Origin of the sequence: Psychromonas sp. SR45-3, from assembly GCF_014163575.1 — a bacterium.
Lineage (GTDB): Bacteria > Pseudomonadota > Gammaproteobacteria > Enterobacterales > Psychromonadaceae > Psychromonas > Psychromonas arctica.
This window is the reverse complement of sequence record NZ_JACJDP010000014.1, coordinates 41,444-63,248: the sequence shown is the minus strand read 5'-3', so window position 1 is coordinate 63,248 and position 21,805 is coordinate 41,444. Positions and strand designations below refer to the sequence as shown.

Here is a 21,805-nt window from a genome sequence, read left to right as displayed (position 1 = left end):
CGGTTATTTTTTTTAACCTTTAGCGTTAAAAATGAAAAGGATGACGTACAACCTTTTATATGTTGTCTCATCCTTTTTTGTTGTGCCAATGCTATTAATTAAGTTATTAGCTAATTGGGATTAAATAAAAAGAAGTTGATATGTTTTCTTTATACGGTTACCAAGATATTTTTCTAGAGGGGGCATGGTTAACACTGCAAGTGGCCTTGTTATCTCTCGTATTGGCTGTTTTCTTAGGATTGATAGCAGCATTAGCCAAGCTCTCACATTCCATTATATTAACCAGTATTGCAACACTGTACACGACCATCATTCGTGGTATTCCTGATCTGATCTTAATGTTGATTATTTTCTTTGGTGGGCAAGTGTTGATCAATGATACGAGCTATAACCTTAATGAATGGTTTAATGAAGTCATGACCGGTTATTATCCAGATCATGAATGGACGGCTTATTTACCAGATTATATTGATATCAGCCCTTATATTGCAGGTATTGTGACCATCGGTTTTATTTTTGGTGCGTACATGGCCGAAACTTTCCGTGGCGCTATCTTATCTGTAGACAAAGGCCAGTTAGAAGCCGCTACTGCTTATGGTATGAATAAATATAAACGCTTTTCACGGGTCATGTTCCCGCAAATGATGCGCCATGCGTTGCCTGGTTTGGGCAATAACTGGTTAGTATTATTAAAAACAACGGCATTAGTGTCGATCATCGGTTTGCAAGATATGGTTAAAATTGCAGGCGATGCTTCTGGATCAACTCAAAAACCCTTCACTTTTTATCTTGTGGTGGCGCTGATCTTCCTATTTTACACTGCTGTTTCTACCACTGTCTTGAAGTGGGCCGAGCGTAAATACAGTATACAAACGAGGTAAGTATGGACTTTTCAATCATTGTTAATGAATACGAATTTTACTTACAAGGTTTGTGGACAACAACTTGGCTAGTTGCGCTATCATTATTGATAGGGCTTTTGATCGCGATACCTGCGGGTGTTTTGCGTAGCCATCAAAATTGGTTAATCAAAGGGCCTATTTGGGCTTATATGTACTTCTTTCGTGGTTCGCCATTGTTGGTACAATTATTCTTAATTTATTATGGTGTGGCGCAATTTGATGCGATACGTGAAAGTTGGATGTGGTATTACTTCCAAGAAGCTTGGTTCTGTGCGCTACTCGCTTTTTCATTAAATACAGGGGCTTACACTGCTGAGATTGTACGTGGTGTGATAGGAACAATGCCGCTTGGTGAATTAGAAGCCGCTAAAGCTTATGGTATGAGTCGTTGGCAAACACTTAAGCGTATTACTTTACCTAATTCATTACGTCGTGCTTTACCGGCTTACAGCAACGAAATTATCTTTATGATACACGGCAGTGCGATTGCAGGTGTGGTGACGATTGTTGATATTACCGGTGCTGCTCGTGTTGTTAATGCACGTTATTATGCGCCTTTTGAAGCTTATTTAGCGGCCGGTTTGTTATATATGTGTTTAACATTCTCTGTTATTTACTTATTTAAGCTGTGGGAAAAAAGCTATCAGCATTAATCATTAAGACTTAAAGGCTATTGTTGATAATCAGTAGCCTTTTTGCATCACTGCGCTTTATCTTAATTCCATCAAATAGCTGATCATTCTGTTGGTTAAAATAGATCTCTTCTGCGTTAGGGATTTTGTAATGAGAGCAATCATTTGGCGCAATTTCTGCCTTAAATTGATGCATTTTCCTTTGCCAAAAATTGCTCGTACACTTAATGAAATTGGTATTATTCTTTTTCTATTTTGCTTTCTATCTATTTTTGTTTCCTTGTTTGTTGTTGCTTCTCTTTTCCTGTGTTTTATTTTAAGCTCAAGGTGCTGCTATTTTTAATAGCGACTTTATTTATTGAATTTATTTGATTTTAGGTTGTGCTAGGTCGAAGTAATAGACTGTTACCGTTACCTTTACTGAGAAGGAGTTTCCCATTAATAAAATTAACCCACAAAAATTGCTTAATAGTAAATGGACTGCCGTTAAACCACTCAACAAAGAAAAGCACTTTTTGATCACCGATGTTGATTTTGATGAGCAGGGCAATGTTATTTTTTGTTTATTAGAAGCGATTATTTCTCATCGTGAGGCAGAAATTAGTTGGCGTGATCTACAAGATTCAGAATGTTGGTTACAGGGCTGGAAGTAACTGAGAGATCCGTTATCAATCAAGGTCTATTTTGGTTGATAACGGGAAACGAGCCGCCTTAAATTAGGTAGGTATATGCTCGTTAATTATGCCGGTTATATTAATCGATGAAGTAATTAGTCATGAAGTTAGTAATCAATGAAGTGATTAATCACATCCTAAAAAACCACCTGTTTGATGTGCCCATAGTTGTGCATAAACACCTTTTTGCTCAATTAATTTCTGGTGGCTGCCTTGTTCAATAATGCTACCTTTATCTAACACTATTAGGCGGTCCATCGCGGCGATTGTTGATAAACGATGCGCAATAGCTATAACTGTCTTACCCTGCATTAGCTCATATAAGCTTTCTTGTATCGCGGCTTCTACTTCAGAATCCAATGCCGAGGTCGCTTCGTCCAATACCAAAATAGGGGCATCCTTTAATAATACGCGTGAGATAGCAATACGTTGGCGCTGACCGCCTGACAGTTTTACTCCTCGTTCCCCGACTTGTGCATCGTAACCGGTATTGCCTTCACTATCGGTTAGGGTAGAGATAAACTCATGTGCCTGTGCTTGTTTAGTCGCTTTCAATAGCTCTTCTTCCGTTGCATCGGGGCGACCATAAAGAATATTTTCGCGAATGGAGCGATGTAATAAAGATGTATCCTGTGTCACCAAGCCAATTTGAAGGCGCAAACTTTCTTGCTGAACATCTTTAATATCCTGGCCATCAATAATGATCTGGCCTTTTTCAACATCATAAAAGCGTAATAACAGGTTCACCAATGTCGATTTACCTGAGCCCGAACGGCCTACAAGCCCTATTTTTTCGCCAGGTTTGATATTAAGATCAAGGTTCTCAATGACCCCTTTATTCTCACCATAATGGAAACTCATTTGCTTAAAGTAGAGGTTACCTTCACTCACCACTAATGGTTTAGCATCTTTTTTATCTTCGATAATATTTGGCTTCGCCAAGGTATTCATGCCGTCAGTCACTGTGCCTATGTTTTCAAATAAAGCACTAAACTCCCACATGATCCACTGTGACATGCCGTTTAAGCGGAGTGCTAAACTGATCGCGATAGCGATAGCGCCCACTGAAATAGCACTTTGCATCCATAGTGAGATAGACAAAGCGGTGATAGCAAAGGCTAATACATAATTAGAAATTTGCACGCTGACATTAATGCCTGTCGCCAAACGCATTTGTCGATAAACAGTGTCTAAAAAGCCTTTCATTCCTTGTTTTGCATAAGCCGATTCAGAATCCGTATGTGCAAATAGCTTCACCGTTGCTATATTGGTGTAACTATCAACAATTCGCCCCGTCATGGTTGAACGTGCATCTGCTTGTTCTGTTGCTACTTTTCTTAGACGTGGAATAAAGTAATACTGTATGCAGATATAAATAACCATCCATACCAACATTGGAATTGCCAACCGGTAATCGGCTTGTGCAATCATCACCAGCATTGAAATAAAGTACACTAAAACATAAACCATAACATTTAGCAGTTTCATTACCGTTTCACGTACGGCAAGTGCTGTTTGCATTACTTTGGTGGCGATTCGCCCAGCAAAATCATCTTGATAGAAAGACACGCTTTGCTTTAATAAATAGCGATGAGCAAACCAGCGGATCGACATCGGGTAATTACCTAACAAAACTTGATGTACGATCAAGGAATGTAAGATAGTTAAGATAGGAATTAACACCAAGACCATTAAGGACATGAGGAATAACTTTTGTCCTTCATCCACTAATAGTGTCTCAGGGTTTTTAGTGATTAACCAGTCGACGAGTTGTCCCATGAAGCCAAATAAAGACACTTCTAATATGGCTAAAGCTGCCGTTAGTAAGGTCATAAAAAAAAGCGCCGTTTTATAACCTTTTGTATAGTGCATACAAAAAGCAACGAGTGTATTTGGCGGCTGGGTTGGTTCTTGATCGTTTAGCGCAGGCACCAAACTTTCAAAAAATTTATACATGATAATTCCTTAAGTGTTGCTAAGTTTCTTATTAGTCTTTTACAGTAAATCTTGGAGGGACGTTCATTGCAACGATGATAATGGTTAAGTTATACAAAACAAGCATTAATTACTGTAATGAATTTTTATCTATTTATTCTAAGAATATAAGCTGCTTAAGTTTTTTATGTCGGAAAATTCGCTATGCTTAACAGGTATCTAAACAAAGAGAATATTATGCTACATTCAAAATTAAACTCAGATCATTGCTCTAGTCCATTAAGTTGGTTATCTCAACTGCCAAAAGTTGAGTTACATTTACATTTAGAGGGTAGCTTAGAGCCGCAGATGTTGTTCGATTTAGCGGTGCGTAACCATATTAAGTTGCCCTATGAAAATGTCAACGCGGTTAAAAAAGCATTTCAATTCACAAAACTTCAAGATTTTTTGGATATCTATTACCAAGCTGCAAAAGTGTTAGTCACTGAACAGGATTTCTATGATTTGACTTGGGCTTATTTGCTAAAATGTAAAGAACAGAATGTTTATCACGTAGAGCCTTTCTTTGACCCACAAACACATACAGAACGTGGTATTGCTTTTAGCACTGTGATTGACGGTATAACTGGTGCGCTTGAAGATGCAGAAAAGCAACTAGGAATTAGTAGTGAATTGGTTATGTGTTTTCTACGTCATCTAAGTGAGGAGGAGGCTTTTTCAACACTTACACTAGCTGAACCATATTTAAATAAGATCAAAGCGGTGGGGTTAGATAGCTCTGAGAAAGGGCACCCCCCTGAGAAATTTAGCCGTGTATTTGCTAAAGCCCGTCAATTAGGTTTATTAACGGTTGCACATGCTGGTGAAGAAGGCCCTGCCGAATATATTTGGACGGCCATTAACGATCTTAAGGTGGCACGCATTGACCATGGCGTGAATGCTATTCAGGATCCTAAGTTGATTGACTACTTAAAAGAAAGTCAAATGCCATTAACAGTATGTCCGTTATCGAATACAAAATTAAAAATATTTACAGACATGAGTGAACATACGATTTTAGATTTATTGAAGCTAGGGGTTTGTGTGACGGTTAATTCAGATGACCCTTCGTATTTCGGTGGGTATATGACGGAGAATTTCGAAGCATTAGCGACTTCGCTGGATATGAATCAAGAGCAAGCAAGAAAGTTAGTCGAAAATAGCATTGTGGCTAGCTTTTGTAGTGATCATCGTAAACAACAGTTATTTGCTTTATTACACCGTTATGTTTGATTCTAAAGTTGTCAATGCTCATTCTTTTATTGTTGAGCGTTACTTTTAAGCTGCTTATTTTGCTTTAATAATCTCAAATCATTGTCCTTTTACCGAACAACAGCAAACTTATTTAATAAATAGCCTTTTTCAGGCTATTGTTAACACCATCACTAGGTTTAAACAGGAATAGGTTTAAACATAAATCGGTAAAGCCCGTTTATCAGCTATTTTTCTTACTGCTAAATGTGTATGGATATCTTTAACACTTTTAATTCTATGTAGCTTATTAGTGAAAGCTTCATAGCCTGCTAAGTTCTTGCTAACTACCTCTAATAGATAATCGTAACGACCAGATACGATATGCGCATTAATCACTTCATCCATATCAAGCAATGCAGATTCAAAGACTTCAATTGTCTCTTCTTGATGCCTGTTGAGGCTTACTTCTACAAAAAAAGTCATGGTGATGCCAATGCGATCTTTATTTAAGTTCGCTTGGTAGTCTTCAATATAACCTTCGTCTTCTAAACGTTTTAAACGTCGAGCACAGGGGGAAGGTGACAAACCAACTTGATCAGCGAGATCTGCTATTGATATGCGTCCTTCATTTTGTAGTACTTCAAGTATGTGACGATCTATTTTATCCATGATTTTCCTTGGCTTATTAAAGCGTAAATATAGTTATTATTGATGTAATAAGTTAACAATCTTGTTTCAAGGAGGTTATTCGCCGAATAAGAGCGCCTATTTTGATTAATAATATTACTTAATAATTTAATGAATAGGAAGTTATTGAATGAACAAGTTACAACTGCTGCAGGCCAATAAAGTCAGTGATAGTGCTATATCGCCATTAACTTATGGTTATTTAGCTATGCTAGTGGTGCTATTAATTTGGTCTGGCTTCTCGTTGACGGTACGTAATATTGGCGCATCACCTCTTGCTATCGCAGATGTTGCGTTGATCCGTTTCTCTGTACCATTAGTTTTATTGGCTCCCTGGTTTATTAAGCATCTTGCAGTGATTAAAAAAGTGAGAATATCCGACTTTTTGCTTATTTTATTAGGCGGAATACCTTTCCTCTTTTTAGCTTCCTTGGGCGCAAAAATAGTCCCTACTGCCTATGTTGCAACAATACTGACCGGCACTCCGCCTTTTTTTGTGGCAATACTTTCTATGGTTTTTTATAAACAGGTTATTACTAAGCAACGATTATTTATGCTTTCTCTTATATTAATAGGAGTGCTTATTATGGTCGCTGGATTAGCGGATCAATTGTCGCTAGAAGTATTCACGGGTATTGGATTTTTATTGTGCGCTAGTTTGCTATGGTCCACTTATACGTTAGGGCTTAAACGAGCTGGCTTGAGTGCTCTTACCGTGGCCATTATTGTTTCTTATTTTTCATTCTTTATTATGCTGTTTTTAGTCTTGTCTGGTACTGTAGCAAGTAATTGGGGCTCTTTCTCACTGCAACAGGCGATGCCATTTTTATTAGTACAAGGTATTGGTGTTGGCATCGTTGCAACTATTGGTTTTTCCTATGCAGTGAGTCAATTAGGCTCGGCTAAGTCATCTATAATAGGCGCTTTATCACCCGGTATAACCTCGCTGTTAGCTGTGCCTATTTTTGATGAGCCTTTATCAATTGCTATTTTGTGTGGTATTAGCCTGACCATAACAGGTGTTATTTTATCAAATCGTGTTTAATTTTATTTAAGGTATTCAACTATGTTAGAAAACTTACCTAGCGTTCAAGGTGATCCCCTGTGGGCATTGTTACACCAATTTAATGCAGACCAACGAAATCACAAGATAGATATGCTGGTGGGCGTTTACCGTGATGAAACAGGTAAAACACCTGTTATGCAGCAAGTACAAAAAGCTGAACTTAAACTAGCAACCGCTGCACAATCAAAATCTTATAAAATGTTGGCCGGTAACCTTGAGTTTAATGATCATATGGCGAAGTTTTTATTGGGCGATGGTGCGCACTTTTCTGACCAATGCACTATTCAAACAGTTGGTGGCTCTGGCGCATTGAGAGTTATTGCTGATTTTATTAAAACACTTTCCCCCAATGCAGTGATTTGGAATACTGACCCCGGTTATTTAAACCATCGTCCTATTATGGAAGGTGCAGGTTTAACGGTTAAACCCTTTCGTTGGCAGCACAAAGGGGGGCTATTAGACATAGAAACCTGCTTTAAAGATTTAGAAAATGCTAAAGAAGGGGATATTTTGTTATTACATGCAAGTTGTCATAACCCTTCTGGCGTTGACCCTTTATTACAACAGTGGCAACAATTTATTGATTTCTGCAAAGCGAAAAAAATAATTCCTTTTATTGATATTGCTTATCAAGGTTTTGGCGATGGCCCTGATCAAGATGCAGCGGGTTTAAGACTGTTTGTTGATCAAGTTGATCTGGTCTTAGTTGCTGCAAGTTGCTCAAAGAATATGGGCCTATATTGCGAGCGTGCTGGCGTCGCAATGGTGGTCGCAAAAGATAATTCTCAGCATACAAAAATACGTATGCTATTAGAACGTATTACACGTATCAATTATTCTATGCCACCTAACCATGGCTCTGCTATTGCATCGTTATTATTTTCAGATCCTAAGCCTTGGTTGGCTGAGTTAGCTGTATGTAGAGAACGTATTAATAACTTGCGTAATGCATTAGGCAAGTTATTGGCTGAAATGGGGGCTCCCGACTCTTTCCAAGCGGTAACAAGGCAAAAAGGCATGTTTTCTTTATTGCCTTTAACAGCAGAGCAGATGATTGTGTTACGTGAAAAACATGCAATATATGGCATGTTGAATGGCAGAATTAATCTCGCAGGTTTAAAACAGGAGCAAGTTCAACATCTTGCTGACTCATTAGTTGATGTAATCAAAGATTAGGTTGATTTTACTCTAAGTGGTTAAATTAATATGATGATTAAAAAATCCCAGTGATAAACCTTATCATTGGGATTTTTTATTAGTGGGCTTTGTTCTCTATTATATGCTTTTATCATTTTCTTTAGATAAAGTTACATTATTTCTCCTGCACCAAATCGATACACGACTTTGCCTATCAGTTGCTGATGGTGGCTCTCTTCATCAGTTGTATAATAATTAACAAGGTCAGCCTGTAATGCCCATTTGGCATTTAAACGGTAATGAAGGCCGACGCCTGCGTTAAGTTGTAAATTATAACTGTCTTTATCTTCGTCCCAAATTTCTTCACCGATGCCTGCTGTAATGTAAGGGCGCAAATTAGAGTCCGTATTGAAATAATATTGACCATCAACACTAAAGGTTTCATAAGCGCTATATTGCTCAATGACTTCTTTTAATAGCTTAGAAGAAGAATAATTTAAACGCGTTGAAAAGCGTTTTGAGAAGTATAAACCTAAGGATATCTGCGCATATTTGTTATTTAACTGGCCACGTTTTCGGTCAAAGTTAAGATAACCTGTCCCAACACTTAAACCAATAATGCCGACATCAACAGGGTCTTTTGCATTGGCAAATGAGTAACGCTCACCTAGCTTACGTTTACCACTGATACCCGGTTGCGCTAAGCTATTGTCATCGCCAAACAAGTAATTTATTTCAAACATGACTTGTTTGTCCGTTTGTAAACCGCCGGGCGTACTTTGCTCTGATATTTTGACATAACCTGTACCGGCTTTGATTAAGTCTCTACCAAATAAGCGATTTACATTTCGACCTAAAGAGTCAACCGGATCTAATAAAAATAAAGCGGTATTACCTAAGTATTCACTGCCCCAAACTGTGCCGCCGCCAGCCCAAATCTCGCGCTCTGTATTAAAAGCCCATTCACCGTAAACCCATCCTAATACCGGCGTTACCACTAAATCTTGCATTGAAGGCGTTTCTGCGAATGCTTCAACACCATATTCCCAAAACACTGTAGACATTAATGCTGAGTATAAAAATGAATCCCACTGTCTATAGCCTGATTTACGTGCAGACTGATAATAAACGCCACCAAAATAAGGGTGCATAACATAATTTAAAATAGCATCATCACGGTCCCATACTGGGCCTTCTTTAACATTTTCTAGCCACTTTTCAGCGATGCTTTGGTCGTTATCACTATCCCAATTTGTCACTGATTCAGGTAATGCGGCTAATACGCCGACTACGCCTAATCCATAATAAAAGATAGAAGTAGTTTGTGACCAAAGTCGCTCTCCATCTTCACCATGTTGTGGAGAAAATAAAGACACTTGATATGGGTTATCGTAAAAATCCTGTTCAACCTTAAACTGTTCCCAAGCAGAGTTAGTAAAGGCAGGTTGGTAGTGTGTTTCTTCGTTTTTACTCAACGCTGCGCTGCTGATTGTTTGATTGCCTTGCCCATCTTGATTTAAGTTGTTTTTTAACTCAGCCCCTAATTCTTTATTTAATGGCGTTTGATCCGTTAATTTTGTCTCTAATATGTCTTCACTTATGGGCGTGTCATGAAAGTATTGTGGGATTGGCTGTAGTGCATTTTTTTCAGCTAAAGGTAATTTGCTAGATTGGAAATCAATGCGAGTTAACGGCATATCAAGCTGTTGATTATTTCCTTGTACATAATCCTCTGCATAGGCCTCTGTTATTAAAAATGGCAACACGGCAAATGGTAAATATAGAAAAGGGTTAGTCTTAATCATTGAAAATCCTTGTAGGCAACGGTGTTTTTCAAGACAGTTGCCTCTAAATTGCCTAATACAAACTAAATTTGCACCGTTGGCATATTCAATTAATTAAGCGATCTTAAGCACTGCGGGTTTGTGGGGTGGAGTATGTGACCATTATCAAGTTTTTTATCTTTTCCGCAATATTTATTGTGAGGTAGATGCTGCTAATAAAGGTGTTAGTTGCAAACGTATTTATACAAAGGTGTCGGTACATTTGGAACTGATTGTCTTGTTAATTGTCTTGTTGAGTGTCGTTAAATGTCTAGCGGGTAATTGGCGGCATGTTAGATGATGAGAATGGGATAAAAAGCGTATTTAACCTCAGTGTTGGATAATGGATGCGTGATACTCTTAAAACTCAGTCACTTAAAGCTCATTAAGTTAATATTTCAGGTCGTTGTAAGCGTAATGGTCAATATGGATGTTCAATTTCATTAACGTTACTTTTCTTTCTTCATTTGGTTTGTTTATTTATTTTGTTTGTTTATTTTTGTTAATAAGGTGCAGGTGAATACCATGACAGCAGCACGTCAGTCTATTTTCTATATCGATTTCTTACGTTTCATTGCCGCCATTGCGGTTATTATGATCCATGTGCTTGGTCCTTTTCGTTATTTATATGGTGAAATTCCTGGCAGTGATTGGTTAGCCGCCGCAGGGCTTAACAGCCTAACGCGCTGGGCTGTTCCTGTATTTATGATGATCAGTGGGGCGTTATTGTTATCATCAAAAACGTTATCATCAAAGGCATTATCACCAAAATCATTATCCCAAGACGCATCATCGCAAGAATCATTCAAATGGGGGCCTTACCTGATTAAGCGTGTCAGTAAAGTTGTTGTGCCATTTGTTGGTTGGACTGTCATCTTTGCTCTAGTTAGCGGTTATATGGTTGACGGTATTTTCACAGGAGAGTGGTCGAGTAATATTGCAATCGAGACATTAGGAAGCTCGTTGACAGAGCCTGTTTGGTACCACCTTTGGTTTTTTTACGATTTTATTCCTCTTTATTTTGTTATTCCTTTTTTGCTACCTTTACTTAAACAAGCCTCGGCTGATCATATTAAATTAGCCTTATCATGCTGGGCTATTTTATTGTTCATGCATTGGCTAAAAATAGGGGACTTTTTACAGCAAAACTTGGTGTTATATAGTGGATACCTCGTTTTAGGTTGGTATCTCTTTAATAGGGATAATCGTGATCACTTAAAATATTGGATAGCAGCGGGTTGTTTAATGCTTTTACTCAACTTTTTTGGTACTTGGTATGTCGCTACCGAAAAACAAGCGTACAGTTCATTATTTATGGGTTATAAAACCATTAATACTGCCATTATTGGTGGTATGTTATTTGTATTAGCACAAACTTATGCGCACAAAATACAAGGGCGTTTACGCGCTTTAGTGACCCTTATTTCAACTTATAGTTTGGGTATTTATTTAGTTCACCCTTTAGTATTGATCCCTATACGTAATTTAAATAATGGGGTTTATCAAGTATTTCAAAGTAACTGGATTGCGATCCCAATGCTTACCTTGTTGACCTTAGCGGCATCATTATTATTAACTATGTTGTTAGTTAAGCTGCCATTTATTAGACGTTTAGTGCCATAATAGTGCGGTAATTAAAAGCAAGGGGTGAACACTTGTTGATAAATCGCTGTATTGTCCTTCTTATACTACAATAAATACCTAAATAGAGAGTTGAGGATGGTTAAATCTATTTATTAATTTTGCCTGTTAGTAAGTGATTAATTTTCCATTCAAATTTACTGCAATTTAGTTATTAAGTAGCTAAATAGCTAGCTAGCTAAGTAACTAACTATATTGATGAAAATGGATTTTCCAGTTTTAACTCGAATAAGGGTTATCGTGTTATGAAAAAAAGTTACCCAACATGGACAGTATTCAGTGCCAGTTGTTTATTATCTTTGCCTCTTTTTGTATTTACAAATATGGCCGAGGCGGCATTTTTAGGAGAAAATAGTCGAGTATCCATTGATATGTCTTCGCGTGTTAGCAGTAACCTAGATACTCAAAATCATGCTTTTATGCATGTATTAGGTATTGATATACATAAAGTATTTAGTAGCGATACTGGAGATATCGGCACATTAATACTGCAACCGTATGTTGTAAAATTGAATAATGTTAACAACCCTCCTTTCATTTTTGATGATGGTAACGCTACAAAGCTCACATGGCGTATCGCAAACTTTAACTATACTGCTTTAAATCAAGGCAAGTTTAATATTAGATTAGGGCATTTTGAAGTACCTTTTGGACTCGAATATCAAATCGATACCAATGGCACGCTACGTCAATTAACTGCTATAGAACGAGGTATAAAAGCTGACTGGGGGGTATCGATTAATGGCATCATGCCTCGTTTTGAATATGAGGTTGCACTAACGCAAGGTTCAGGCGCTGAAATTAATAATAACGATGACTCACACTTATTTTCTGGTCGAATTGGAACACTCAGTACTAAAAATATAGTAACAGGCTTATCATGGTTAAGCGGCGACATATTAGCGGCTAATGGCGTTATTGAGCAGAAAAAAGTGGCCTTAGATCTTTCTTATTATTATTACCAATGGCGGTTTATGGCGGAATCCTCTGTTGGTAAAAAAGCAGGTAATAATGTCGCCAATGGTTTTGCTGAGGTGTTGTGGCGTACTCCCAAAGAAAACCTCTCTATCTACACTCAGTTGCGTTATCAACGTGCAGAAATAGATCATAACGTGAGTAGTGAAAGTAGTTCTGCAAGTCATTGGGTAGCTGGCGTGGAGTGGGTGAATGATCATGGTTTCGATGTTAGTGCACAATACAAGCATAAACTAAAAGAAATGAAAAATCAGAGCATTGAACCTATTTTAAGTGTGCAGCTAAGGTATAGAATGTAGTGTCACATAGTTTTAAGCGTTAAAATATTAAACAAAAAGACATTAAACGATAAGGCATTAACCCAAATAATATGAAACAGCGTAAACTTTTTACATTAATCGCCTTAATGGCGACACTGGTATTAATGAACTCTTCTGCTTATGCAGCTTTTTGTTCCTTAAGAGACCCTGTGTCTGCAATGCAAATACTCTATAAAGACGGATACCAATATCGTTCCATCGTCACGACTGTTACAGAGCAGGATAGATTAGCGGTTAAAGAAAAGTTGCCTTTTACTATTCATCAAAGTGAAGTCAGTAAACATACCCTGTACGTTCTTTATAAAGAGGGGCAACATGCTGGTTTTTTACAAGCTCGATCAGAATGGGCTAAATGGGGATTAGTTGAAATTGCATGGGGCATCAATTTAGATAGAAGCTTAAAAGGTTTCTATTTTCAACGTTGTAGAAGCTCTGAATGTAACGATATAGTCGTAGCAAGTATTAATAAACAGCTTCAAAATAAAAGTTTTAACGAACTAAAGTCATTACTGTCAGCTGATGGTGAGACACTGTCTGAAATTGGGAAAAAGACATTTAAAAAATCTCCAACTCTCGCTTTGTTAGTATTACGATCTGGATTAAAAACGTTAGCAATTACCGATATAAGTTGGGCCAGAGATATTAAAAAAATTGAAGGTAGTTAGCCTGAAGAAAAAGTAATGGCAGGTCATAAATAAATGAAAGCAATACGCAAAGTGAATGAAAAAACTAGTCTAAGTAAGTACTATAGTTAATGTAAATAATTGTAAAAATTGAAAAACGAATCAGAATAAATGAAAATACAGCTAATTGAGTGTACACACTAATTAAAGGTATTGAATGAGAATAAGAAGCTATTTAGCTATACTTGTGTTCGCCTGTTTACTCGGTGGTTACACGTTAGAGCAAGTCTTGGGGTACCACTTCAATCATGTTCAAATATTAGCCAGTAAACATACACAAAGTCTTTTACGAGCAAAAGATTTCGAACGCATTGAAAATAGCACGTCGCAATTTTTAGTCTCTACGGATTTGGTCATTGCCTCTGGCAATACTTACCTGATCTTTGGTGCAAAAAATATGGGCGATTACATCAGTACTGAATTGTCAAAAATACAAGATGCAAACCTTTCCCCTGCACTTAATGCAGAGATAAAACAAACCATTATTGCCCTCAAAAAAATTAATTCATATCTCGACACAATCGGTAAATTACCCGAAAAAGCCTTAATTGCACATTTGCAAAAGCTATTACCTGACTATGATGCTGTTAGTTTATCGTTGGTTAAAAGCATTCAGTTTATGATGTCTGAAACCAATCAGATTATTACTCAAGATGCATTGTCGTTAGAACAAGAAAAACACTTTATAAGCAATGCTAGTTGGATTGCTCGTGGAATATTTTTATTTTTAATAATCGCTACCTGGTGGTGGGCAAATAGAAAAATTTGTAATCCGTTAAACACGTTGATTGCTTCTTCACACAATGCTCTCGCTGGTAATGACTTTCAAGTTAGCGATGATGCGCCTACCGAGATCACTGAATTAAGTAATGATTTCAAGTTATTAACACAAACATTATGGCATCAAGCATCACATGACCCATTGACTGAACTTTATAATCGTCGTGCTTTTGAGCGTAATTTAAATGCTGCTATTGACCATAAAAAGAGAACATCAACGATAAATGAAGATAATCGGTTTTTATGTTTTATCGATTTAGATTATTTTAAAACCATTAACGATACGTGCGGACATGCGGTAGGTGATCAAGTCTTAGTTGATGTGGCTCGTATATTAAAACAAAAAGTGCGCAACTACGATACGGTGGCAAGATTAGGCGGAGATGAGTTTGCTATTTTGATTAATCGCTGCCCTGTAGATAAAGCACTTGAAATTGCTGAACAGATTAAACAAAGTATCAACCAGTTAACGTATCACTGGCAAGGTGAAAATTTTCAATTAAGTGCCAGCATTGGTATCGCTCCTCAAATCAATGACAGTAGTGCTACTGAGTTATTAAATTCGGCCGATATTGCCTGTGGCTTAGCAAAAAATGCTGGAAGGAACTCTGTTTATTTATACGATACTTGCGATCAAGTTTTCGCTGATAATAAGCAGAAATTATTGTCTGTGCACTACTTAAACCATGCATTAAATAACAATTTATTTATATTATACAAACAAGATATTGTGCCGCTACAGCAACAAAAAGTAGGCAAAGTCTTTGAAATATTATTAAGAATGTTAGGCAACGATGGAAAATTGTTGAGTCCTGCTTGTTTTTTACCCGTTGCTGAGCGCTATCAACTCACCGGTAAAATAGATCGTTGGGTGATTAATGCCGTATGCGACCATTTTATGGCACGTGCTGAGGAGCTTAAGTCGATTAAAACAATTGCGATTAACTTATCTGGGCACTCTTTAACTGATAATGAGTTAGAAACCTTTATTATTAATAAACTGACACAGAGCCAGATACCCGCTACGAAAATTTGCTTTGAAATCACTGAAACGGCGGCTATTAAAAATATCAATCGTGCTCGATTGTTTATGAATAATATTAAAGCGCTAGGTTGTCAGTTTTCCCTGGATGACTTTGGTAGTGGCCATTCTTCCTATGCTTATATCAAACAATTACCGACGGATAAGATTAAAATAGATGGTGCGATTGTGGCTAATATGCTCACCAACCCAATCGATTTTACCGCTGTTAAATCGATTTGCGAGATAGGCAAAGCAGCAAAACAAGAAGTTATTGCTGAGTTTGTTGAAGACTTTAGGCTGGTTGAAGCATTGACAGCATTAGGTGTAGATTATGCACAAGGTTATTATTTTGCTAGGCCGGAACCTTTAGTGGTTGTTTAAGCAGTATTCGATAAAATTGGATGTTATTACTATTGGATAATTAACAATCTTTGGTAAATTTGAGTGTTTTAAGGGAGTTGATTATACCGATTATATTAAATTAAGTGATCTAAATTTTGCGTAGGAAAAAATGACTTAGTTCAAGGCGTAAATTTAGCTAAGTCATTGTTATATTTGTGAAAGCAACAGCGAAGAAATCAGTTATTTTAACAAGTGAAATAGATCAGCTAATTAGTGTGATTGGTATTATTAAAAGGTCACACTGCACAGTGTGACCTTGTTTATAGTCAGGAGTAAAGAGTGTTAGGCTGACTTAGAAGTTGCCTGCGTTTCCTTTTCATCAGTATCCTGTGTTTCTGCGTCATCGGATTCTGAGCGATTAGACTCGTCTTGCTCAGCTTTTTTCGCTTGCTCAATTGAAGCCTGCTCCTGGCGTCGTGCTTTTTCAAGGGCACGTTGATCTGCCTCTTCTGCTTCTCGTATAGCGCGTTCTTCCGCACGTGCTTCTGCTTCTGCTTTTGCTGTAGCTTTAGCCTGTGCTTTGGCTTCACGCTCTGCTTCTTCATCTACAGCACGTTGAATTACTGCTAGATCCTGCGCTTCTTGAGGCAATAAACTAATCAACTCAATACCCACTGGATAATCAGCATCCGTTTCATTAGAAACAATCTTAATTTCGCCATCTTTAGTTAGGTATACTAATGGCATAGCCGAGTCGCCGTAACGTCTTTTAAAACGCTCAAAGGTAAAGTTTTCAGTGATGTTAGTCACCTTTAGAATACCGCCTCTTGCCATGATACTAGCAATCTTAGCGTAGGAAATGTTCTCTCCAAATAAGCTCAATCGTTTTAGATATGATTCTGATAATTGATGGCGTGCGCTGGCACTGTCAGCATTGTTCAAGCCATAAACTTTCTCTGAACCAAGTAAATCTTGGAAGTGAAAGGAAACTAATGGGTTTAATTGACGGTAAGGTGACATCACTAAGACACGACCTATACCGCTTAAATCCATATAGTTGGTCGCATGTTCTGAAGCAGGGTTACCAAAATAAACGGGAATATTTTCCATACGAGCTTTACGAATGCTATCCCAGTTATTGTCTGCTAATAGCACTTTCACATTTTTAGAGATTAAAATCGTCGCAAGTTCGCGTGAGAATTTAGAGGCACCAAACATCAGTAAACCTTCATTCGCACCTTGTTTCACTCCTAAAAATTTTGCCCATGGGCCAGCGGTTAAACTTTGAATAACCACAGTGCCAATAATAATTAAAAATACTAGCGGCACAATAGAGCTTGCACCTTCAAGGCCAACCGTTTCTAATTTAATCGCAAATAGTGATGAAATCGCTGCGGCAACAATACCACGCGGTGCAACCCAGCTGAGGAACCACTTATCCTTTGAAGAAACATTAGTACCAAGACCAGAAATCCAAATACTGAGTGGACGAGCAACAAACATCACCACCATCAGCACGCCTAATCCGCCAAAACCTAGGTCTAACATGGCGCTAGAATCAAGCCGTGCAGCAAGTAGAATAAACAGTGCTGAAATTAATAACACGGTTAATGTTTCTTTAAACTCTAAAATATCCGCAATATCAACACCACGCATGTTTGCTAGCCAAATACCCATTACAGTCACAGTTAATAATCCAGACTCTTCTTGGTAGATATTAGAGCCTACAAAAACGCCCAACATAATGGTTAATACCGCAGTATTACGCAAATAGTGTGGAAATAAGTTTTTACGAATCGATAACCCAGTTAAATAACCCGCAGCAGCGCCTAAACCAAAGCCCAGTAATAACGTATATCCCAATGCAGATAAAACATGAGAGGTAGGGTCCGCTGTTACAGCAATGTATTCAAAGACTAAAACTGCAAGTAGGGCGCCAATAGGGTCAATAACAATCCCTTCCCAACGTAAAATACTGGCTAAATTAGACTTTGGTTGTACGGTACGCAACATAGGTACAATAACCGTTGGCCCTGTTACCACTACTAGAGCGCCAAACAGCATCGCAATTGACCAATCAAAGCCTAAAATATAATGAGCCGCGGGTGCTATACAAGCCCAAGTGATAAAAGCACCGATGGTGACTAAGTGCGTGACCATTCGGCCATGCTCTTTAATTTCTTTAAAGTTAAGTGTGAGTGCGCCTTCAAAGAGGATAACAGCAACACCTAATGAAATAATCGGGAATAATAAATCCCCAAAAATAGCATCAGGATCCAAAATGCCAAGTGCTGGCCCTAATAATAAACCACATAATAATAGTGGGAGAATTGCAGGCAAACGTAATTTCCACCCGATCCATTGACACAAAAGTGACAGTACACCGATCAGTGCAAGCATGCCTGTGATGTGTTCAACCATATTCATTTCCTTTTTTTCAAACCATTGCAAATTAATTATCTACCCTGCAATGGGGGTCACGGTGATTCGTGAGCAATTTATACGTTTGGTAACTTGATTTGTACCATTTTGTTCATTAAATATTATTTACAGACTGGCAAGCTAATGAAAAATATTGCCGATACTTGTGTTCGTTCCTTTCATTCAAAAGCGTTTTTTTATTAAGTAAAAAAGCACAGTGCGACGCACTAATTATTAATCTAATTAGCAAAAATAATCAGTTATTAAATGGGAGTGTTTTTTAACTTATCTTTAAAAGTGATGTAGATGTTCAATCCAACGCTAATTAATAAAAGCCTACTATTATTTCTATCTATTAACTTTATATTACCGCTATCTCGTTATGTCTCGCTAGCGAAGTAAATAGACTTAAGTGCATCTAGCTAAGTACATCTTGTGAGATAAGGCTAGTTAATATCTATTAATAAGCATCATTATTTTTACAAAAATCATTGTTTTTTTATCATTAAATTTTGCTCTATAACATACTAATTCACGTATTGGAGCAAGTGTTTTTTTGATCTTAATCACGTTTTATCAAGGCTGTTAAATAAAACATTAATCTAATCAGTTAATTAGTTCCTTCTTCTTTGTTGGTATTTTATCCCTTTATGGTGATACTTTATTTAAAAACAAGCATTCAAAAACAAGTTGTGTTCAGCAGGGGGAGGAGTTTATAGCAAACCATTAACCAAATGACTAGAGCCTATTTGTTTATATCGAGTTGAACATATTGTGAAATGTATTGTTGAATGACTCAATAGGGCAGTGTCGATTCGGGGGATCAAGCTTTTAAATGATGTTGCAAATTGATAATCATCTGCGCAGTCGCACCCCAGATTAAATGGTTTTGATAAGCACAACAATAAGTAAAGTGACGTTGTCTATTCGCCACTAAATACTGTTTAGAAAAATTGTTGCTGTCTAATACATAAGAAAAGGGCACTTCAAAACAGACCTTGACTTCAGAGCGGTCAATGATCACTTGCTCTGTACTATTCACAAAACCAATAAAAGGTGTGACATGATAACCGCTGTTAGTAGTTAGTGAGGGTAAACTACCTACCAGTTGTATATTGTCCTGCTCAATGCCTATCTCTTCTTGAGTTTCCCTTAATGCGGTGGAAGCCAATGAATCATCACTTAACTCGTATCTTCCTCCGGGGAAACTTACTTGACCTGGGTGATGTTTAAGATGTAATGCACGTTGTGTGAAAATCATGTGTAAGCCATTTTCTCTTTGTATCAACGGCATTAATACCGCCGCTTTTTTTAATGGCTGTTGATGTTTGTTGATAGAGTGTAAGTAATGCGAAACAGGCGCACTGGACGTTGCTTGTTGTAAGATAAAACGATTGAGAAAACGTTGTCTATTCATCTCTTCCTTTTATACTCCTGCTCGTGAAACGCTTATAGTTTTTCGTTGAGTTAAAACTTATAGCTCTCTTCATTTCGTAAATAAGCAGAGCCATGTAATAAACTAAGTGATATTGCATTGTAATACAATGTTACTACTTGATTGAATCTTGATGTAGTCTAAAAGACACTGCTAGCCCTGATAAAACAAAGGCTAGCAGACAAGCTGTCGTTGAAGTTAAAACCTTTAAACTTAAAGTAGTGCGTTCAAGGCACTTTTAGTTAAGTGGTTTAACCGCTTTTTTGGCAATCAGTAAAGCACGTTTGGGTGCTGGGTGACCCTCCACTGTTTTGGTGGGATCGTTTGGATCTAAATAGTCTTCTAAAGATTCATTGGTCATCCAAGCGGTACTGCGTTGTTCGCCGGTTAATGTGTCGTTAATATCCGCAATACGAACATCTTCAAAACCACATTTTTCAACCCACAGTTTTAATGCTTTGGCGCTAGGTAAAAACCAAATATTGCGCATTTTAGCGTAACGATCAAAAGGTACTAATACATCATTTTCATCACCTTCAATCACTAAGGTTTCAAGCACTAACTCTCCGCCTTCAACCAATTGATCTTGAAGTTGTGTGATGTGATCCATTGGCGATTTTCGGTGATATAAAACGCCCATCGAAAAAACCGTATCAAAAGCTTCAAGTTTAGGTAACTCTTGAATACCTAATGGCAATAAGTGTACGTTTTGATCTTTATTCGCAAAGTGACGCACCGCTTCAAACTGACACAAAAATAACTCACTTGGGTCAATACCCACAACAAACTCAGCACCTTCGCCACGCATCCGCCACATGTGGTAACCACTGCCACAACCCACATCAAGTACATAACGATATTTAAGCGGGCTTATATGCGGTAAAACACGATCCCATTTCCAATCACTACGCCACTCCGTATCGATATGCACGCCATGAATATGAAAAGGGCCTTTACGCCACGGGTGAAACTTTTGTAATAAATTTTCTAATTTCTTGGTTTCACCTGTCGACAGCTCAGAACCATTGCCGATACGCACTTCATCTTTAAGTTCAATATGTTCGGTTTCGATCGTTGGAAATTTATTTAACACCCGTATCCAACTAGTTAATGTGCCATGGACATGGTTATTTTCCCATTCATGCAATTGTGCTGGTAACGTACGCAACCAATGGTTTAAACGGTTTTTCGCAATAATGCTGTAAAAGTTACTGAAGTCGATCATGTCAATGCCTTGCTACTGAGAATGTATTTAACGCTTATGAATTTATTTAATGCTAAGAATCGAACCAAAATTAAAATACTGATACCAAAGGTTGTTATGTTGAAATCCAGCCTGCTGTAAACGTTCGTAATGTTGTTCAACGGTATCGGAAATCAATACATTGTCGAGAGATGAGCGTTTTTGACTTATTTCTAACTCGCTATAACCATGGCTACGTTTAAAGTCTAAATGTAAATCCACTAATAGCTGGTTGCTTTTTTCGTCATCAAAAATAAATTTCTCAGACAGCACTAAAACGCCGCCAGGTAATAATCCTTGATAAATATTGGTTAATAAAGAAAGACGTTTTTCCGGCGTCAGGAATTGCAGTGTGAAATTAAGCACAACAACAGACGCGTTTTCAATCTTAATATTACAAATATCATCCTGTAATACGGTGACCGGAATATCTGACTTATAGGCTTTAATATGTTGCTGACAAGATTCTACCATTGCCGATGAGTTATCGACGGAGATAATATTACAACCTGCCTTTTCAGCAAGTCCACGACGCATCGACAAAGTGGCTGCGCCCAAAGAACAGCCTAGGTCATACAGGTTAGAGTTATCGACGGCACAACGCTGCGTGATCATCGCAATACTATTAATAATGTTTTCATAACCTGGTACGGAGCGTTTGATCATGTCAGGGAACACTTGTACCACTTGCTGATCAAAACTAAAGCTATCTACTTTGTCTAGTGGTTGACTGAAAATATTGTCGGTTTGGCTCATAAGGCTACCTAATTATTTAAGGTTTAATGACGTTACTCACTGAGTATTGCCGCGCATTTTACTTAAATTGTGTTGCAGGGTCATTTTTTTATTTAA

The 21,805-nt window shown here is 37.7% G+C and carries 18 protein-coding genes; 10 read left to right on the top strand and 8 right to left on the bottom strand.

Annotated elements, in window-relative coordinates:
• Positions 1 to 140 precede the first annotated feature (140 nt).
• Positions 141 to 881, top strand: a complete 741-nt coding sequence (locus H5084_RS09715; protein WP_182690322.1) for an ABC transporter permease — start codon at positions 141 to 143, stop codon at positions 879 to 881.
• 2 nt (positions 882 to 883) lie between these two features.
• Positions 884 to 1,555, top strand: a complete 672-nt coding sequence (locus H5084_RS09710; protein ID WP_028868248.1) for an ABC transporter permease — start codon at positions 884 to 886, stop codon at positions 1,553 to 1,555.
• Positions 1,556 to 1,565: 10 nt separating this feature from the next.
• Here H5084_RS09710 and H5084_RS09705 read toward each other — a convergent pair whose 3' ends face one another.
• Complete coding sequence (locus tag H5084_RS09705) at positions 1,566 to 1,730, bottom strand: hypothetical protein (RefSeq protein ID WP_156916090.1); 165 nt, start codon at positions 1,728 to 1,730, stop codon at positions 1,566 to 1,568.
• A 241-nt stretch (positions 1,731 to 1,971) separates the two neighbouring features.
• Between H5084_RS09705 and H5084_RS09700 the strand changes: the two genes are divergently transcribed.
• The gene (locus tag H5084_RS09700; protein ID WP_028868249.1) at positions 1,972 to 2,187 is read left to right on the top strand and encodes a TIGR02450 family Trp-rich protein; all 216 of its coding nucleotides are present in this window, start codon (positions 1,972 to 1,974) and stop codon (positions 2,185 to 2,187) included.
• 147 nt (positions 2,188 to 2,334) lie between these two features.
• Here H5084_RS09700 and H5084_RS09695 read toward each other — a convergent pair whose 3' ends face one another.
• Complete coding sequence (locus H5084_RS09695) at positions 2,335 to 4,164, bottom strand: ABC transporter ATP-binding protein (RefSeq protein ID WP_028868250.1); 1,830 nt, start codon at positions 4,162 to 4,164, stop codon at positions 2,335 to 2,337.
• Positions 4,165 to 4,380: 216 nt separating this feature from the next.
• Between H5084_RS09695 and H5084_RS09690 the strand changes: the two genes are divergently transcribed.
• On the top strand, positions 4,381 to 5,415 hold the full coding sequence (locus H5084_RS09690; RefSeq protein WP_182690321.1) for an adenosine deaminase: 1,035 nt from the start codon (positions 4,381 to 4,383) through the stop codon (positions 5,413 to 5,415).
• A 174-nt stretch (positions 5,416 to 5,589) separates the two neighbouring features.
• Here the strand turns inward: H5084_RS09690 and H5084_RS09685 are convergent, their stop codons facing one another.
• The gene (locus H5084_RS09685) at positions 5,590 to 6,045 is read right to left on the bottom strand and encodes an Lrp/AsnC family transcriptional regulator (RefSeq protein ID WP_028868252.1); all 456 of its coding nucleotides are present in this window, start codon (positions 6,043 to 6,045) and stop codon (positions 5,590 to 5,592) included.
• Between the two features lie 148 nt (positions 6,046 to 6,193).
• On the opposite strand from H5084_RS09685, the gene H5084_RS09680 reads away from it, so the two are divergent.
• On the top strand, positions 6,194 to 7,108 hold the full coding sequence (locus H5084_RS09680; protein WP_028868253.1) for a DMT family transporter: 915 nt from the start codon (positions 6,194 to 6,196) through the stop codon (positions 7,106 to 7,108).
• A 21-nt stretch (positions 7,109 to 7,129) separates the two neighbouring features.
• Positions 7,130 to 8,305, top strand: coding sequence for an aromatic amino acid transaminase (locus tag H5084_RS09675; RefSeq protein WP_182690320.1), 1,176 nt, complete (start codon positions 7,130 to 7,132; stop codon positions 8,303 to 8,305).
• A 131-nt stretch (positions 8,306 to 8,436) separates the two neighbouring features.
• On the opposite strand, the gene H5084_RS09670 is transcribed toward H5084_RS09675, so the two are convergent.
• Positions 8,437 to 10,071 (bottom strand): DUF3943 domain-containing protein, encoded by a 1,635-nt coding sequence (locus tag H5084_RS09670; RefSeq protein ID WP_182690319.1) that lies wholly within the window; start codon positions 10,069 to 10,071, stop codon positions 8,437 to 8,439.
• 543 nt (positions 10,072 to 10,614) lie between these two features.
• Here H5084_RS09670 and H5084_RS09665 point away from each other — a divergent pair.
• The 4 genes from H5084_RS09665 (at position 10,615) to H5084_RS09650 (ending at position 15,893) form a co-directional block, all read left to right on the top strand.
• Complete coding sequence (locus tag H5084_RS09665; protein ID WP_182690318.1) at positions 10,615 to 11,712, top strand: acyltransferase; 1,098 nt, start codon at positions 10,615 to 10,617, stop codon at positions 11,710 to 11,712.
• A gap of 263 nt (positions 11,713 to 11,975) precedes the next feature.
• Positions 11,976 to 13,004, top strand: a complete 1,029-nt coding sequence (locus H5084_RS09660) for a hypothetical protein (RefSeq protein ID WP_182690317.1) — start codon at positions 11,976 to 11,978, stop codon at positions 13,002 to 13,004.
• Positions 13,005 to 13,075: 71 nt separating this feature from the next.
• On the top strand, positions 13,076 to 13,690 hold the full coding sequence (locus tag H5084_RS09655; RefSeq protein WP_182690316.1) for a hypothetical protein: 615 nt from the start codon (positions 13,076 to 13,078) through the stop codon (positions 13,688 to 13,690).
• A gap of 175 nt (positions 13,691 to 13,865) precedes the next feature.
• Complete coding sequence (locus tag H5084_RS09650) at positions 13,866 to 15,893, top strand: bifunctional diguanylate cyclase/phosphodiesterase (protein WP_182690315.1); 2,028 nt, start codon at positions 13,866 to 13,868, stop codon at positions 15,891 to 15,893.
• 303 nt (positions 15,894 to 16,196) lie between these two features.
• Here the strand turns inward: H5084_RS09650 and H5084_RS09645 are convergent, their stop codons facing one another.
• From H5084_RS09645 to cmoA, 4 genes are all read right to left on the bottom strand, one after another.
• A complete protein-coding gene (locus H5084_RS09645; protein ID WP_182690314.1) occupies positions 16,197 to 18,275 on the bottom strand; it encodes a sodium:proton antiporter in 2,079 nt (692 codons plus the stop codon).
• Positions 18,276 to 19,098: 823 nt separating this feature from the next.
• Positions 19,099 to 19,692 carry a CoA pyrophosphatase gene (locus H5084_RS09640; RefSeq protein ID WP_182690313.1) on the bottom strand — a complete coding sequence of 198 codons (594 nt, stop codon included), beginning with the start codon at positions 19,690 to 19,692 and terminating at the stop codon, positions 19,099 to 19,101.
• A gap of 256 nt (positions 19,693 to 19,948) precedes the next feature.
• Complete coding sequence (cmoB, locus tag H5084_RS09635; protein ID WP_182690312.1) at positions 19,949 to 20,935, bottom strand: tRNA 5-methoxyuridine(34)/uridine 5-oxyacetic acid(34) synthase CmoB; 987 nt, start codon at positions 20,933 to 20,935, stop codon at positions 19,949 to 19,951.
• 42 nt (positions 20,936 to 20,977) lie between these two features.
• Positions 20,978 to 21,709, bottom strand: coding sequence for a carboxy-S-adenosyl-L-methionine synthase CmoA (gene cmoA / locus H5084_RS09630; protein WP_028868262.1), 732 nt, complete (start codon positions 21,707 to 21,709; stop codon positions 20,978 to 20,980).
• Between the last annotated feature and the right edge of the window lie 96 nt (positions 21,710 to 21,805).